Raw genomic sequence first — 16354 nt, forward strand, 5'->3', positions numbered from 1 at the left:
CCTGAAAAGGGGCGTTTGTTACAGCTTAGAAGCTAGGAGCTTAGGCGTCTGCGGCCTTGGCTGCGGCTTCGATCTTGCGGGTAATGTACCACTGCTGGGCGATGGACAAGACGTTGTTGACCACCCAGTACAGCACCAGACCAGCCGGGAACCAGAGGAAGAAGAAGGTGAAGATGATTGGCATCAACTTCAGTACCTTGGCTTGCATCGGGTCCGGCGGCGTTGGGTTGAGCTGCTGCTGAATAAACATGGTCGCGCCCATGATGATCGGCAGGATGAAGTATGGGTCCTTGATCGCCAGGTCGGTTATCCACAGTAGCCACGGCGCTTGGCGCATTTCCACGGATTCCAGCAGCACCCAGTAGAGCGCGAGGAACACAGGCATCTGCACCAGGATCGGCAAGCAGCCGCCCAGCGGGTTGATCTTCTCTTTCTTGTACAGCTCCATCATCGCCTGGGACATCTTCTGGCGATCGTCACCGTGCTGCTCTTTCAGCTGAGCGAGTTTCGGTGCCACGGCACGCATGCGCGCCATGGATTTGTAGCTGGCAGCAGACAACGGGAAGAAGATCAGCTTGATGATCACGGTCAACATGATGATCGACCAGCCCCAGTTACCCAGCAGGTTGTGGATAACTTCCAACAGCCAGAAGATAGGCTGAGCGAGGAACCACAGAATGCCGTAGTCGACAGTCAGCTCAAGACCTGGAGACAGCGTCTTCAGATGGCCTTGTAGCTTCGGGCCGGCATACAGAACTGCACTGGTTTCACCTTGAGCGCCGGCAGCAACCTGAATGGCCGGGCCGGTAAAGCCGACAATGTAGTTGCCTTGGCTGTCTTTACGGGTCTGTACTTGGTTAGTGCTGTCTTTGCTTGGAATCCAGGCAGTGACGAAGTAATGCTGTAGCCAGGCAACCCAGCCTCCTTGAACGGTTTCTTTGAAGGCTTGTTTGTCGATGTCTTTCATCGACACTTTTTTGTACGGCTCTTCGCTAGTCCAAAGTGCGCCACCGAGGTAGGTCGCAGTGCCGGTCGCGGTGGTGGAGGACGGATCGTCGCTGCCATCACGCTTGAGCTGGGCAAACATGTTGCCGCTCCAGGCCTGACCACTCTGGTTGTCGATCAAGTAGCTGACAGTCACCTGATAGGACGAAGGATCAACGCAGCCGGGTTTCTTCTGCTGTTGGTCTTTGGCCGCACATTCAGCGTTCAGACCACGCTTGAAGGTGAAGCGCTTAATGTAGTTGACACCGTCTTCGCTGAATTTGAGGTCAACCTGCAGCTGATCCTGACCGTCGGCCAGTTCATAGCTCTTCTGTTCGCTGCTCCAAAGAGCACGACCGCTGGATTTGTCCGGCGCATTGCTGCCGATCAAACCGCTCTGTGCCAGGTAGGTACGCTCTCCGCCGTTGTCGAACAGCTGGAAAGGTACATCCGGACGATCCTGACGACGTGGGTACTGCGGCAAACGCAGTTGCACCACATCACCACCGCGCGGATCGATGGCCAGATCCAGCACATCGGTCTTCACGCGAATCAGTTCATCGCTGGCAGCAGCAGGTGCGGCACTGATGGCGCTGGGTTCAACGGCAGTGGTGGCGCTCGGAATATCATCGCCGCCTGCTGGGGTTGAGGTCGCGGCAGTGGTATCCGGCAAGCCGGGTACAGTGCTGCTGGTCGCGGCAATTTCTGTCGGCAAGGCAGCTTGACCGTAGTCCTGGTTCCACTGGAGAACCATCATATAGGACACGATTGCCAGGGCGACGATCAGGATCGAGCGTTGAATATCCATGATTATTCGGCCATCGAAGAGGAACGGGAGGTTTTCACGCAGGGAACCGGGTCGTAGCCACCGGGATTCCACGGGTGACAGCGGCCAAGCCGACGCAGGGTCAGCCAGCCACCGCGCATGACGCCATGATGTTCAATGGCTTCAAGCGCGTAGCAAGAACAGCTTGGGTAGAAACGACAGTGACTGGCCATCAAGGGGCTGATGGCGTAGCGGTAGAACTGGATGGGAAACAAAGCCAGTTTACGCATGGGGACTGTCGTTCACCCCGGGTGTTGCGACGGTTTCCGGGCTTGGCTTGCTGCGTTCGAGGCGTTTCCAGAGTTTGCCAAACTGGCGAGCCAGTTCGACATTCTCCAGATCGCCGAGGCCTTTACGCGCAACCACCACGATGTCCCATCCCACCAGGTTGTCCTGATTGAGACGGAACGATTCGCGGATCTGGCGTTTCAGGCGATTGCGCTCAACCGAGAGCTTGACGCTCTTCTTGCCGATCACCAATCCCAGACGGGGGTGATCAAGTTCGTTGTTGCGCGCCAGCAGCAGGACATTTTTGCCCGGAGCTTTGCCGCTAGGGGAGTCGAAGACTGCCTTGAATTGCCGGGGGGTTAGCAGACGCTTTTCCCGACTGAAGTCTCGACTCACCACAAGACCGAAATTTAGACGGCGAGACGCTTACGGCCCTTGGCGCGGCGGCGCGACAGGACAGCACGGCCGTTCTTGGTGGCCATACGAGCACGGAAACCGTGGGTGCGAGCGCGTTTGATAGTGCTGGGTTGGAAAGTACGTTTCATGGTGCGGTACCTGGGTGGTCGACTACGGGCCGGAATGGCCCCCGTTTTAAGAGACCGGCAATTCTAGAGAAACCCGAGGGTCAGGTCAATTTCCAACCAGGCTTTTCCTGCATAAAGAAATATAAAGAAGAGAATATTTAAAGATGTTTAGTAATGTTAGTAGATATTAGCTAGCAATTCATCTGTGCATAAGTGCCTCAAGGCCAACAGATCAGAGCTGTTCAGCCAAGGGTAAGTCTGTCGAAAAGGCGTGCTGCAACTGTGTGGAAGCAGCGCACAAGCTGAGGATGGAATGCCATTTTACCCACAGCAGGGTTTTCCACCGGGTTTTACCCTGGTTTATCCAATGAGCTTGCGGGCGGTTATCCACAGCCATTATCCCATCTGCTTTATAAGCCTCGAACGCGATTAACACGTTGATTTTCCTTGCGCATAAGCAAGCTTACATGTGGATAACTCAAGCCTCGGCGGCTACAATGACGGCTGTTTTTTGCCTCGCGCCTTGCGATTTAGGGGATGTCCGTGTCTGTGGAACTTTGGCAGCAGTGCGTCGAGCTTCTGCGCGATGAGCTGCCTGCTCAGCAATTCAACACCTGGATCCGTCCACTGCAGGTCGAAGCCGAAGGCGACGAGCTCCGCGTCTATGCGCCGAACCGTTTTGTGCTCGATTGGGTTAATGAGAAGTACCTCAGCCGTTTGCTCGAGTTACTCACCGAACGGACCAACGGTCTGGTTCCGGCGCTCTCCTTATTAATAGGTAGCAAACGCAGCTCGGCACCTCGTGCTGCAGCTGTCAGTACCCCGTCAGCTGCGCCGAGCACGCCAGCACCTGCGGCAGTCACCACAGCAGCAACCTCTACCGCGCAGGCAGAACCCTCGCGCGCGAGCTTTGACCCCATGGCCGGTGCGGCCAGCCAGCAGGCGCCGGCGCGTACTGAGCGTTCGGTGCAGGTCGAAGGTGGGTTGAAACACACCAGTTACCTGAATCGCACCTTTACCTTTGATAACTTCGTCGAAGGTAAATCCAACCAGCTGGCCCGCGCAGCGGCCTGGCAGGTGGCGGACAACCCCAAGCACGGTTACAACCCGCTGTTCCTTTATGGCGGCGTGGGCTTGGGTAAGACTCACTTGATGCATGCAGTGGGTAACCATCTGCTGGCGAAGAACCCGAATGCCAAGGTGGTGTACCTGCATTCCGAGCGTTTCGTCGCGGACATGGTCAAGGCCTTGCAGCTGAACGCCATCAACGAGTTCAAGCGCTTCTACCGTTCGGTGGATGCACTACTGATTGATGACATTCAATTCTTCGCCAAGAAAGAGCGTTCCCAGGAAGAGTTCTTCCACACCTTCAACGCTTTGCTCGAAGGCGGCCAGCAGGTGATTCTCACCAGTGACCGTTACCCGAAAGAAATCGAAGGCCTGGAGGAGCGTCTCAAGTCACGTTTCGGTTGGGGTCTGACGGTAGCCGTTGAGCCACCTGAGCTGGAAACCCGCGTGGCGATTCTGATGAAGAAGGCCGATCAGGCCAAAGTCGACCTGCCGCATGATGCTGCCTTCTTTATTGCCCAGCGCATCCGCTCCAACGTGCGTGAGCTGGAAGGCGCGTTGAAGCGCGTTATCGCCCACTCGCACTTCATGGGCCGCGACATTACCATCGAGCTGATCCGCGAATCGCTCAAGGACCTGTTGGCCCTGCAGGACAAGCTGGTAAGCATCGACAATATTCAGCGCACGGTCGCCGAGTACTACAAGATCAAGATTTCTGATCTGCTGTCCAAGCGCCGCTCACGTTCGGTCGCGCGTCCGCGTCAGGTGGCCATGGCGTTGTCGAAAGAGCTGACCAACCACAGCCTGCCGGAAATTGGTGATGCCTTCGGCGGCCGCGATCACACAACGGTATTGCATGCATGCCGTAAGATTGCTGAACTTAAGGAATCCGACGCGGACATCCGCGAGGACTATAAGAATTTGCTGCGTACGCTTACAACCTAATACGCAACTCCACTAGGCAAGGGACTAGACCATGCATTTCACCATTCAACGCGAAGCCTTGTTGAAACCTCTGCAACTGGTCGCCGGCGTCGTGGAACGCCGTCAGACCTTGCCGGTTCTTTCTAACGTGCTGCTAGTGGTCGAAGGCCAGCAGCTGTCGCTGACCGGTACCGACCTGGAAGTCGAGCTGGTTGGTCGCGTCACCCTTGAAGAGCCAGCGGAGTCCGGTGAGATCACCGTGCCGGCGCGTAAGCTGATGGATATCTGCAAAAGCCTGCCGGCTGACGCTCTGATCGATATCCGTATCGACGAGCAGAAGCTGCTGGTCAAAGCCGGCCGCAGCCGCTTCAGTCTGTCCACCCTGCCCGCCAATGATTTCCCTACTGTCGAAGAAGGCCCAGGTTCGCTGACCTTCAGCCTGGTACAAAGCAGACTGCGCCGTTTGATCGAACGCACCAGCTTTGCCATGGCCCAGCAGGACGTGCGTTATTACCTCAATGGCATGCTGCTAGAAGTACAGACCGGCATCCTCCGCGCCGTTGCCACCGACGGTCACCGACTGGCCATGTGCTCCATGGAAGCGGCGATCGAGCAGGTTGAACGCCATCAGGTCATCGTGCCGCGCAAAGGTATTCTCGAACTGGCTCGTCTGCTCACTGAGCAGGATGGCAGCGTCAGCATCGTTCTCGGTCAGCACCACATCCGCGCTACCACCGGCGAGTTCACCTTCACCTCGAAACTGGTCGACGGCAAGTTCCCGGATTACGAGCGTGTGTTGCCGCGTGGTGGTGACAAGCTGGTGGTTGCTGATCGTCAGGGCCTGCGTGAAGCGTTTAGCCGTACCGCGATTCTGTCCAACGAGAAGTACCGCGGCATTCGTCTGCAACTGGAATCTGGCTTGCTGAAAATTCAGGCTAACAACCCTGAGCAGGAAGAAGCGGAAGAAGAGATCGCCGTGGACTACAGCGGCAGCTCGCTGGAAATCGGTTTCAACGTCAGCTACTTGCTCGACGTGCTGAGCGTGATGACCACCGACCAGGTGCGTCTGATCCTCTCCGATGCCAACAGCAGTGCCCTGGTACAGGAAGCTGACAACGACGATTCATCCTATGTCGTTATGCCAATGCGTCTGTAATCCAGACCGTTGAATAACTACTGCGCTCGGTCATGCCGCGTTGGGGTCGCTTTCGGAATGCTCATGTACTACCCGTACACTCCGCTTCCTCAACCGATCCCGCCTTGCCTGACCTTCGCTCGTAACGTTCTTCAACGGTCTCTTAGTTAATGTCCCTTACTCGCTTTACCGTCACCGCGGTGCGTAATCTGCACCCGGTGACCCTTTCCCCCTCTCCGCGTATCAACATCCTTTCCGGCGACAATGGCAGCGGCAAAACCAGCCTGCTCGAAGCCATTCATTTGCTGGGTCTGGCTCGCTCCTTTCGCAGCACTCGCCTGCTTCCGGTCATTCAGTACGATCAACTCGCTTGCACGATTTTCGGTCAGGTACAAATGTCTGATGGTCGGCAAAGCAATCTGGGTATTTCGCGGGATCGTCAGGGTGAATTTCAGATTCGTATCGATGGGCAGAATGCGCGCAGTGCTGCGCAACTGGCCGAGACCTTGCCGCTGCAACTGATCAATCCGGACAGCTTCCGTCTACTTGAAGGTGCGCCGAAGATTCGTAGGCAGTTTCTCGATTGGGGAGTGTTCCACGTGGAACCTCGTTTTCTGCCGGCCTGGCAGCGCCTGCAGAAGGCCCTGCGTCAGCGGAACTCATGGCTGCGGCATGGTACACTTGACGCCGCTTCGCAGGCTGCCTGGGACCGAGAGTTGTGCCTGGCCAGCGACGAAATTGACGGTTATCGGCGTGCCTATATCCAGGCCCTGAAACCGGTTTTCGAGCGCATCCTGAATGAGCTGGTTGAGCTGCAAGGTTTGACCCTCAGTTACTACCGCGGTTGGGATAAAGAGCGCGAGCTCAATACGGTGCTTGCCTCTACCCTTACCCGCGATCAGCAACTGGGTCACACCCAGGCAGGTCCGCAGCGCGCCGACTTAAGGCTGCGTTTAGGGGCACATAATGCCGCCGAGATACTCTCGCGCGGCCAGCAGAAATTAGTTGTATGTGCACTGCGCATTGCGCAGGGCCATTTAGTCAATCAGGCCAAGCACGGCCAATGCATCTATCTGGTGGATGACCTGCCGTCAGAACTGGATGAACAGCACCGTCGTGCGTTGTGCCGATTGTTGGAAGACTTGCACTGCCAGGTGTTTATCACCTGTGTAGACCATGAATTGTTGAGGGAAGGCTGGCGCACGGATACGCCAGTTGCCATGTTCCACGTGGAACATGGTGGCATTACCCAGACCCACGACCACCGGGAGTGAAGGCATGAGCGAAAACCAAACGTACGACTCCAATAACATTAAGGTCCTCAAGGGCCTGGATGCCGTACGCAAGCGGCCTGGCATGTACATCGGCGATACCGACGATGGCAGCGGTCTGCACCACATGGTGTTCGAGGTGGTCGACAACTCGATTGACGAGGCGTTGGCTGGGCATTGCAGCGAAATCACCATCACCATCCACCCGGATGAGTCGATCAGCGTGCGCGATAACGGCCGTGGTATTCCGGTCGATATGCACAAGGAAGAAGGCGTTTCCGCAGCTGAAGTGATCATGACCGTCCTGCACGCAGGCGGTAAGTTCGACGACAACAGCTACAAGGTTTCCGGTGGTCTGCACGGCGTGGGCGTTTCTGTGGTTAACGCCCTGTCCAAGGAGCTGATCCTGACCATCCGCCGTAGTGGCAAGATCTGGGAGCAGACCTATATCCACGGCGTGCCTCAGGCACCGATCGCCGCGGTCGGCGACAGCGATGTCACCGGTACGCAGATCCACTTCAAGCCGTCCGAAGACACCTTCGCCAATATCCATTTCAGCTGGGACATTCTGGCTAAGCGTCTGCGCGAACTGTCGTTCCTCAACTCCGGCGTGGGCATCCTGCTCAAGGATGAACGCAGCGGCAAGGAAGAGCTGTTCAAGTACGAAGGCGGTCTGCGTGCCTTCGTTGAATACCTCAACCACAACAAAACTGCGGTCAACCAGGTGTTCCACTTCACCGTGCAGCGTGATGACGGTGTCGGTGTAGAAGTTGCCCTGCAGTGGAACGACAGCTTCAACGAGAACCTGCTCTGCTTCACCAACAATATTCCCCAGCGCGACGGTGGTACTCACCTGGCCGGCTTCCGCTCGGCGCTGACGCGTAACCTGAATGCCTATATTGAGCAGGAAGGTCTGGCCAAGAAGCACAAGATCGCCACCACCGGTGACGATGCCCGTGAAGGCTTGACCGCGATTATTTCGGTAAAAGTACCGGACCCGAAGTTCAGCTCGCAGACCAAAGACAAGCTGGTTTCCAGCGAAGTGAAAACTGCGGTCGAGCAGGAAATGGGCAAGTACTTCTCCGACTTCCTGTTGGAAAACCCCAACGAGGCCAAGGCCGTAGTCGGCAAGATGATCGACGCTGCGCGCGCCCGTGAAGCAGCGCGTAAAGCGCGTGAAATGACCCGCCGTAAAGGCGCGCTGGATATCGCCGGGCTGCCGGGCAAACTGGCCGACTGCCAGGAGAAAGACCCTGCCCTTTCCGAACTCTATATCGTGGAAGGAGACTCCGCGGGCGGTTCTGCCAAGCAGGGCCGTAACCGCAAGACCCAGGCGATCCTGCCGCTCAAGGGCAAGATCCTCAACGTCGAGAAAGCGCGTTTCGACAAGATGATTTCCTCTCAGGAAGTCGGCACCCTGATCACCGCCCTGGGCTGTGGTATCGGCCGCGATGAGTACAACATCGACAAGCTGCGCTATCACAACATCATCATCATGACCGACGCCGACGTCGACGGTTCGCACATTCGTACTCTACTGCTGACCTTCTTCTTCCGTCAGTTGCCGGAGCTTGTTGAGCGTGGCTACATCTATATCGCTCAGCCGCCGCTGTACAAGGTCAAGAAGGGCAAGCAGGAGCAGTACATCAAGGACGACGAGGCTATGGATGAATACATGACCCAGTCGGCCCTGGAAGATGCCAGCCTACACGTCAACGAAAGCGCGCCAGGCTTGTCTGGTGAAGCGCTGGAGCGCCTGGTCAACGATTACCGCCTGGTGATGAAGACCCTCAACCGATTGTCGCGCCTGTACCCGCTGGAGCTCACCGAGCACTTCGTCTACATCCCGCGGGTGGAAACCGAGCAGTTGGCGGACAAGGCAGCTATGGAGCAATGGCTGGGCCTGCTTGATGCACGCCTCAAGGGTATGGAGAAGTCCGGTCTGGTGTACAAAACCAGTCTGCACGAAGACCAGGAGCGTCACCTCTGGCTGCCGCAGGTGGAATTGGTTTCCCATGGGGTTTCCAGCTACATCATCTTCAACCGCGACTTCTTCGCCAGTAACGACTACAAGACCGTTACCACTCTGGGCGATCAGCTCAACAGCCTGCTAGAAGAAGGTGCCTTTGTGCAGCGCGGCGAGCGCAAGAAGCACGTCAGCACCTTCAAGGATGCACTTGCTTGGCTGATGGCTGAAAGCACCAAGCGCCATAGCATCCAACGCTATAAGGGTCTCGGTGAAATGAACCCGGATCAACTCTGGGAAACCACCATGGACCCGGAAGTTCGCCGCATGCTCAAGGTGCGTATCGAAGACGCGATCGCTGCCGATCAGATCTTCAACACCCTGATGGGTGATGCCGTTGAACCGCGTCGGGACTTTATCGAGACCAACGCACTGGCTGTGTCCAACCTGGACTTCTAAAACAGCCGGAGGACGCCAGACACACGCTGGTTTCTGTCTAGAAAAAGCCCCTGCTGATTAACTTCAGCAGGGGCTTTTTTGTTCCACATGGAACATAGCGGCAGGCATGCAGCGCACATCCGTACCCGAGCAAATTTGAGCGATAAAAAAGCCGATACTGAGGCCGGCTTGAGGTTACATCGGAAAACTTATGCACGAAAAGTAGTTGGTTAGATGCACATTAAAACTGCTTATAAATCATTACCTTGAAAGGCTTAATAGCACTCTGCCGGTATTTCGCGCACAGGTTATCCACAATTGAGCTAGGCCGGCTCCTGGGCTTCCAGAGGCTGGCTCTGTGCATCCAGTGAGCCGATATCGCGTTGCGCCTGGCTGACCCAGGCAAACGCACGATCATTGAGCTCGGCGATGGCGCGCGGACCGGTACCTTCAGCGTGCATCAGTGGGCCAATCACTACTTGAACGGTACCTGGGGTTTTGCGCCATCCCAACTTGGGCCAGAACTCACCAGCGTTGTGGGCAATCGGTAGCACCGGCAGGTTGGCATTCACTGCGAGGGAGGCGCCGCCACGGCTGAACTTGCCGATCTGGCCGGGCGGAATGCGCGTGCCTTCCGGAAATACCAGCACCCAGGCGCCCTGCCCCAGGCGTTTGTGGCCAAGCTTGGCCAGCTGCTTGAGCGCCGCTTTGGGGTTACTGCGGTCGATGGCGATAGGTTTGAGCATGGCCATCGCCCAGCCGAAGAACGGTACATACAGCAGCTCGCGCTTGACCACTTGGCTGAGCGGCTCAAAGTAGCCGCAGAGGAAGAAGGTCTCCCAGGTGCTTTGGTGCTTGGCGAGGATCACGCAGGGCTGCTCGGGGATATTCTCCAGGCCCTTGATCTCATAGTTGATGCCGGCTACCACCTTGGCCAGCCAGGTGGCGCAGCGGCACCAGTTCTGGATAACAAAGCGATAGCGCGCGCGAAACGGTAGGAAGGGGGCAACGAAGACGCTGAGGGTGCACCAGACAAAGGCGCTGGAAGACAACAACAGATAGAAGAGAACGGTTCTGAGGGTCTGCACTGTCGACATGGGAGCTTTTACCGTCGCAGGCAGCGCCTGCTTTATAAGTGGAGAAGCTGTGCGGCAACCGCCGCCAGATCATCGAATACCAGGGTGCCCGCTGGCAATCCTTTCGCCAGGGTGCGTTCGCCCTTGCCGGTCTTTACCAAAACTGGCTGACAATCGACGGCGCCGGCCGCTGTCAGGTCACCGCTGCTGTCTCCGACAAACCACACGCCCTTAAGTGCTACGCCATAGTACGCAGCAATCTGCTCGAGCATGCCGGGTTTCGGTTTGCGGCAGGCGCAGCCCTCATCCGGGCCGTGGATGCAGTGCACGATCAGGCCCAGCTCGCCGCCCTGCGCTGTCACCAGTTCACGCAGGCGCGCGTGCATGGCTTCCAGGGTGGCCAGGTTGTAATAGCCGCGGGCGACCCCGGATTGATTGGTGGCCACGGCGATCGTCCAGCCGGCTTGCGACAGGCGCGCGATGGCTTCGATAGCGCCGGGTAGCGGAATCCACTCGGCGAGGCTTTTGATATAGGCGTCGGAGTCGTAATTGATGACGCCGTCGCGGTCGAGAATCAGCAGTTTCATGGGGAAATCCGTAACCGGCTGACGGTGATGGCCGCCAGCTGGTAAAGGTGATGATGGGCTGCGCGTAGCCCATCGGACTCGCGGCAGGCGTTAGCCGAGTACTGAGATATCGGCCACACCGAGGAACAGGCCACGCAGCTTGGCCAGCAGCGCATAACGATTGGCCCGTACGGCAGGGTCTTCGGCGTTGACCAGTACGGCCTCGAAGAAGGCATCCACCGGCTCGCGCAGATTGGCCAACTGACTCAGTGCCAGGTTGTACTGACGCCCTGCAGCCAGCGGCCGTACTGCATGCTCGGCCTGCTGAATAGCGGCGTTAAGGGCGAACTCGCTGGGGTTGTCGAAGTGATGGGCTTCGACGCTCGCTGCGACCTGACCTTCGGCCTTGCTCAGCAAGTTGGACACGCGCTTGTTCGCCGCCGCCAGAGCGGCCGCCTGCGGCAAAGCCCGGAAAGCTTGCACGGCCTGTACGCGTTGATCGAAATCCAGCGGCGAGGTCGGGCTGACCGCACGTACGGCCTGGTACACGGCCACTTCGACGCCTTCGTCCTCATAACGCGCGCGCAGACGGTCGAAGATAAAGTCCTGCACCTGGGGAGCCAGGCCATCGGCTTTGATCTTGTCGCCGAATTGTTTGATCGCAAAACCAACGGCTTCAACCAGATCCAGATCCAGCTGCTTCTCGATCAGGATGCGCAACACGCCAAGGGCAGCGCGACGCAGGGCATAGGGGTCCTTGCTGCCGGTGGGCAGCATGCCGATGCCGAAGATCCCAACCAGGGTATCCAGCTTGTCGGCCAGGGCCACGGCAGCACCAGTGAGGGTACTCGGCAGCTCAGCGCCGGCGCCGCGCGGCATGTACTGCTCGTTCAGCGCCAGGGCGACGTCTTCGGCTTCGCCATCATGCTTGGCGTAGTAGTAACCGGCGATGCCCTGCATTTCCGGGAACTCGCCGACCATTTCACTGGCCAGGTCGCACTTGCAGAGAATGCCGGCCCGTGCCGCGCGAGTGGCGTCGCCACCAATGCGCTGGGCGATAAAACCAGCCAGGGCCGAGACGCGCTGGGCCTTGTCATAGACCGAACCCAGCTGGGCCTGGAACACCACGTTGGCCAGGCGCTGGTTGAAGGTCTCAAGCTTTTGCTTCTTGTCCTGCTTGAAGAAGAACTCGGCGTCCGTCAGGCGCGGACGCACCACCTTCTCGTTGCCGGAAATGATCTGCGCCGGGTCTTTACTTTCAACGTTGGCCACGGTGATAAAGCGCGGCAGCAGCTTGCCGTTGCTGTTGAGCAGGCAGAAGTACTTTTGGTTGTCCTGCATGGTGGTGATCAGTGCTTCCTGCGGCACTTCGAGGAAGCGTTCCTCGAAGGAACAGACCAGCGGCACCGGCCATTCGACCAGGGCACTGACTTCATCCAGCAACGCCGGCGGTACGATGGCCGTGCCCTGCTCTGCTGCAGCCAGTTCATTGACCCGGGCAATGATCTGCGCGCGACGCTCGGCGAAGTCGGCAATCACATAGGCGCTACGCAGGTCTTCGGCGTAGTTGGCCGGCGCGCTGATACGCACCTCATGGTTGGCGTGGAAGCGGTGACCACGGGAAACCCGGCCGGCTTGTTGGGCGAGGATTTCGCAGTCGATCACCTCGTCACCGAACAGCATCACCAGCCACTGGCTCGGGCGGACGAATTCGGTCTTGCGCGCGCCCCAACGCATGCGCTTGGGAATCGGCAGCTCGTTCAGCGAGGTTTCGACGATGCCCGGCAGCAGGCCAGCGGCTGCTTGACCCGGAATGCTCTGGCTGAATTTCAGTTTGGGGCCGCTTTGGTCGATTTGGCTCAGCTCGACACCGCACTTCTTGGCGAAGCCCAGCGCGGCTTGAGTCGGGTTGCCGTCCTTGTCGAACGCTGCCTGTACGGGCGGGCCGTCGAGGTTCTGCGTGCGATCGGCTTGCTGCTCTTCAAGCTGCTCGATCAGTACGGCCAAACGGCGCGGCGCGGCGTAATAGCGCACTTGGCCATAGCTCAGGCCAGCGGCTTTCAGGCCTTTTTCGATACCGGCGAGGAAAGCTTCACCCAGGGTTTTCAGGGCTTTCGGTGGCAGCTCTTCGGTGCCCAGCTCTACCAGGAAATCACGCGCACTCATTCTGCTGCCTCCAGCTTGGCCAATACTTCATCACGCAGGTCGGGTGCCGCGAGCGGGAAGCCGAGTTTGCGCCGCGCTTGCAGGTAGCTCTGCGCCACCGAGCGGGCCAGGGCACGCACGCGCAGGATGTATTGCTGACGCGCGGTCACCGAGATGGCTCGGCGCGCATCTAGCAGGTTGAAGGTGTGCGAGGCCTTGAGCACCATCTCGTAGGTCGGCAGCGGTAGCTCCAGTTCGATCAGGCGGTTGGCTTCGCTTTCGTAGAAGTCGAACAGCTCGAAGAGTTTCTCGACGTTGGCGTGTTCGAAGTTGTAGGTCGATTGCTCCACTTCGTTCTGGTGGAACACATCGCCGTAGGTGACCTTGCCGAACTGGCCGTCGGTCCAAACCAGGTCGTACACCGAGTCGACGCCCTGCAGGTACATGGCCAGGCGCTCGAGACCGTAGGTGATCTCACCGGTTACCGGGTAGCACTCGATGCCGCCGACCTGCTGGAAGTAGGTGAACTGGGTGACTTCCATACCGTTCAGCCAGATTTCCCAGCCCAGACCCCAGGCGCCGAGCGTCGGCGATTCCCAGTTGTCTTCGACGAAGCGGATGTCGTGTACCAGCGGGTCGATGCCGATGGCCTTCAGCGAGCCTAAGTAAAGCTCCTGGAAGTTTTCCGGGTTCGGCTTGAGTACCACCTGGAACTGGTAGTAGTGCTGCAGACGGTTGGGGTTTTCGCCGTAGCGGCCGTCAGCCGGACGACGGGAAGGCTGCACATAGGCGGCGTTCCAGGTCTCTGGGCCGATGGCACGGAGAAACGTGGCGGTGTGGAAGGTGCCCGCGCCAACTTCCATATCGTAGGGCTGCAACACCACACAGCCCTGCTCGGCCCAGTACTGTTGCAGGGCGAGGATCAAGTCTTGGAAGGTGCGCACGGCAGGCGTAGTCTGGCTCACAAATTTCACCCGTACTTTGGCGGCTTCAGAAAGTCCGCGAGTATACCGAAGCTCAGGAAAACCCGCATGCCACGCTGTTTCTGGTGCAATGACGATCCGCTGTATCAGGCGTACCACGATGAAGAATGGGGCGTACCGCAACGTGACCCCCAGGTGCTGTTCGAGTTACTGCTGCTGGAGGGTTTTCAGGCAGGTCTGTCGTGGATCACCGTGCTGAAGAAGCGCGAGCACTATCGCAAGGTGCTGTTCGGGTTTGATTTGCAGCGTCTGGCCATGCTCACCGACGAGTACATCGAAGAAACTCTAATGCAGGACCCCGGCATCATCCGCAACCGCCTCAAGCTCAAGGCCATGCGCAAAAACGCTCAGGCCTGGCTCAAGCTGGAAGACCCAGTGGCGTTGCTCTGGTCGTTTGTCGGCGGCGTGCCAAAGATCAACCACTTCAGCGAACGCGGCCAGGTGCCGGCGGTAACCGCTGAGGCCGAGGCGATGAGCAAGGCGCTGAAGAAGGCCGGTTTCACCTTTGTCGGGCCGACCATTTGTTATGCCTATATGCAGGCCAGCGGCATGGTCATGGATCACACCACGAACTGTGACCGCTACGCGCAACTCAACGGCTACTAGCGCAGGCGGTTACAATGGCCACCTTTTGATCGGCTGGAGTTGCCTGTGGAAAAGTTCAAAGGTGCCCTGGTGGTGGGTTTCTTACGTCTGTTTGCCCTGCTGCCATGGCGCGCAGTTCAGGCTGTGGGCGCGGCGATTGGTTGGCTGATGTGGAAGCTGCCGAACGGCTCACGCGAAGTGGCCAGCATCAACCTGCGTAAATGCTTTCCCGAACTGGATGAGGCCGCGCACCAGCGTCTGCTGGGCCAATCGCTGATGGATATCGGCCGAACCCTGACCGAAAGCGCCTGTGCCTGGATCTGGCCGGCGCAGAAATCCATCGGCCTGGTGCGTGAAGTCGAGGGTCTGGATGTACTCAAGGAGGCTCTGGCCAGCGGTAAGGGCGTAGTCGGCATCACCAGCCACCTGGGCAACTGGGAAGTGCTTAACCACTTCTACTGCGCGCAGTGCAAACCGATCATCTTCTACCGCCCGCCCAAGCTCAAAGCGGTCGATGATCTGCTGCGCCAGCAGCGTGTGCAGCTGGGTAACCGCGTTGCGCCGTCGACCAAGGAAGGCATCCTCAGTGTGATCAAGGAAGTGCGCAAAGGCGGTGCGGTGGGCATTCCGGCTGATCCTGAGCCGAGCCTGTCTTCCGGGGTATTCGTGCCCTTTCTGGGCACCGAGGCGCTGACCAGCAAGTTTGTTGCCGGCATGTTGAGCGGCGGCAAGGCCTGCGGAGTATTTCTGCATGCGCTGCGTCTGCCGGATGGTTCGGGCTTTAAGGTCATCCTCGAAGCTGCACCGGAAGCCATGTACAGCACTGATACGGCAACCGCTGTTGCGGCGATGAGCACCGTTATCGAACGGTATGTGCGTACTTACCCGAGCCAGTATATGTGGAGCATGAAGCGCTTCAAGAAGCGCCCTGCCGGCGAAGCCAAGTGGTATTGAATGGGTCTGAGTTGCAGGCGAAGCCTGCTCTCGACTAGGCTGGAGGAACCCACTCTGACGGACGGCGCATGAGCAATAGTCGAAAGAATATCCGCACGCCCCTGAAGGTACGCCTGCGTATCGACCATCCGGTGCACGGTGAGCTGATGGTCACCACGCGGGATATTTCCGAATGCGGCGTCTATGTGCTGATGGACCAGGCGCAAAATATGCTCAGCATGGGTGAGCAGGTGCAGGGCCAAGTGCAGGGGTTGCCGATGGAAGCGCCGATCCTCACGCTCGAAGTGGTACGCGTCGAAGCCCTGGGCGTTGGCCTGCGCTTTGTGCAAACCGAGGAATAGTTCAGGCTATTTCCTGAGTTACCGAGCCGGCTTATCCAGGCGTTTGAGAAATACACTGATTTCCTTGCCCGCCTGCTTGTCACCCTTCTCTTCTGCCACCCGCAAGCCTTGCGTCCAGGCAGCCCGCGCCTCGGCGCTACGCCCCTGCTTGTTCAGCGCCTGGCCGAGCAGCTTCCAGGCGGCTGAATATTGCGCATCGAACTCGACACAGCGCTGCAAATGCTCCGCCGCCTTGGCGAACTCCGCCGCATCTAGATAACCCTTACCCAAACCAAAACGCAGCAGGGCATTGTCCATGCCTTTGGCCAGCATTTTCTCCAGGGCTTCGGTGCTCATGGTC

17 protein-coding genes are annotated in these 16354 nt (G+C 58.3%); 7 read left to right on the plus strand and 10 right to left on the minus strand.

Going from position 1 to position 16354, the window contains the following annotated elements:
- Positions 1–40: 40 nt before the first annotated feature.
- From yidC to CUR33_RS12425, 5 genes are all read right to left on the minus strand, one after another.
- Positions 41–1792, minus strand: coding sequence for a membrane protein insertase YidC (yidC, locus tag CUR33_RS12405; protein ID WP_289239837.1), 1752 nt, complete (start codon positions 1790–1792; stop codon positions 41–43).
- 2 nt (positions 1793–1794) lie between these two features.
- Complete coding sequence (gene yidD / locus CUR33_RS12410) at positions 1795–2040, minus strand: membrane protein insertion efficiency factor YidD (RefSeq protein ID WP_289239838.1); 246 nt, start codon at positions 2038–2040, stop codon at positions 1795–1797.
- Positions 2033–2437: a ribonuclease P protein component gene (gene rnpA / locus CUR33_RS12415; protein ID WP_430695388.1), complete on the minus strand. Its 405-nt coding sequence runs from the start codon at positions 2435–2437 to the stop codon at positions 2033–2035. The genes yidD and rnpA overlap by 8 nt, the downstream gene beginning before the upstream one ends.
- An 11-nt stretch (positions 2438–2448) precedes the next feature.
- On the minus strand, positions 2449–2583 hold the full coding sequence (gene rpmH, locus CUR33_RS12420; RefSeq protein WP_002551315.1) for a 50S ribosomal protein L34: 135 nt from the start codon (positions 2581–2583) through the stop codon (positions 2449–2451).
- A 211-nt stretch (positions 2584–2794) separates the two neighbouring features.
- Positions 2795–2998, minus strand: a complete 204-nt coding sequence (locus CUR33_RS12425; RefSeq protein ID WP_289239840.1) for a hypothetical protein — start codon at positions 2996–2998, stop codon at positions 2795–2797.
- Positions 2999–3105: 107 nt separating this feature from the next.
- Here CUR33_RS12425 and dnaA point away from each other — a divergent pair, with 107 nt between their 5' ends.
- From dnaA to gyrB, 4 genes are all read left to right on the plus strand, one after another.
- On the plus strand, positions 3106–4575 hold the full coding sequence (gene dnaA, locus CUR33_RS12430; protein WP_167145897.1) for a chromosomal replication initiator protein DnaA: 1470 nt from the start codon (positions 3106–3108) through the stop codon (positions 4573–4575).
- A 31-nt stretch (positions 4576–4606) separates the two neighbouring features.
- A complete protein-coding gene (dnaN, locus tag CUR33_RS12435; RefSeq protein WP_160086336.1) occupies positions 4607–5710 on the plus strand; it encodes a DNA polymerase III subunit beta in 1104 nt (367 codons plus the stop codon).
- Between the two features lie 149 nt (positions 5711–5859).
- On the plus strand, positions 5860–6963 hold the full coding sequence (gene recF, locus CUR33_RS12440; RefSeq protein ID WP_289239841.1) for a DNA replication/repair protein RecF: 1104 nt from the start codon (positions 5860–5862) through the stop codon (positions 6961–6963).
- Between the two features lie 4 nt (positions 6964–6967).
- The gene (gyrB, locus tag CUR33_RS12445) at positions 6968–9385 is read left to right on the plus strand and encodes a DNA topoisomerase (ATP-hydrolyzing) subunit B (RefSeq protein WP_160086340.1); all 2418 of its coding nucleotides are present in this window, start codon (positions 6968–6970) and stop codon (positions 9383–9385) included.
- A gap of 302 nt (positions 9386–9687) precedes the next feature.
- Here gyrB and CUR33_RS12450 read toward each other — a convergent pair whose 3' ends face one another.
- From CUR33_RS12450 to glyQ, 4 genes are all read right to left on the minus strand, one after another.
- Complete coding sequence (locus CUR33_RS12450; RefSeq protein ID WP_160086342.1) at positions 9688–10461, minus strand: lysophospholipid acyltransferase family protein; 774 nt, start codon at positions 10459–10461, stop codon at positions 9688–9690.
- Positions 10462–10493: 32 nt separating this feature from the next.
- The gene (gene gmhB, locus CUR33_RS12455) at positions 10494–11027 is read right to left on the minus strand and encodes a D-glycero-beta-D-manno-heptose 1,7-bisphosphate 7-phosphatase (RefSeq protein ID WP_289239842.1); all 534 of its coding nucleotides are present in this window, start codon (positions 11025–11027) and stop codon (positions 10494–10496) included.
- Between the two features lie 90 nt (positions 11028–11117).
- Positions 11118–13172: a glycine--tRNA ligase subunit beta gene (gene glyS / locus CUR33_RS12460; RefSeq protein ID WP_289239843.1), complete on the minus strand. Its 2055-nt coding sequence runs from the start codon at positions 13170–13172 to the stop codon at positions 11118–11120.
- Positions 13169–14116 (minus strand): glycine--tRNA ligase subunit alpha, encoded by a 948-nt coding sequence (glyQ, locus tag CUR33_RS12465; RefSeq protein WP_170050290.1) that lies wholly within the window; start codon positions 14114–14116, stop codon positions 13169–13171. The genes glyS and glyQ overlap by 4 nt, the downstream gene beginning before the upstream one ends.
- Before the next feature lie 66 nt (positions 14117–14182).
- On the opposite strand from glyQ, the gene CUR33_RS12470 reads away from it, so the two are divergent.
- The 3 genes from CUR33_RS12470 (at position 14183) to CUR33_RS12480 (ending at position 16014) form a co-directional block, all read left to right on the plus strand.
- Positions 14183–14740, plus strand: coding sequence for a DNA-3-methyladenine glycosylase I (locus CUR33_RS12470; protein ID WP_289239844.1), 558 nt, complete (start codon positions 14183–14185; stop codon positions 14738–14740).
- 45 nt (positions 14741–14785) lie between these two features.
- On the plus strand, positions 14786–15673 hold the full coding sequence (locus CUR33_RS12475) for a lysophospholipid acyltransferase (RefSeq protein ID WP_289239845.1): 888 nt from the start codon (positions 14786–14788) through the stop codon (positions 15671–15673).
- A gap of 68 nt (positions 15674–15741) precedes the next feature.
- Positions 15742–16014: a PilZ domain-containing protein gene (locus tag CUR33_RS12480; protein ID WP_160086356.1), complete on the plus strand. Its 273-nt coding sequence runs from the start codon at positions 15742–15744 to the stop codon at positions 16012–16014.
- A gap of 18 nt (positions 16015–16032) precedes the next feature.
- Here CUR33_RS12480 and CUR33_RS12485 read toward each other — a convergent pair whose 3' ends face one another.
- Entirely contained in the window at positions 16033–16350 is a 318-nt protein-coding gene (locus tag CUR33_RS12485; RefSeq protein WP_289239846.1) for a hypothetical protein, read from the minus strand.
- Positions 16351–16354: the final 4 nt, after the last annotated feature.

This window comes from Pseudomonas sp. FEMGT703P (assembly GCF_002786345.1).
Lineage (GTDB): Bacteria > Pseudomonadota > Gammaproteobacteria > Pseudomonadales > Pseudomonadaceae > Aquipseudomonas > Aquipseudomonas peli.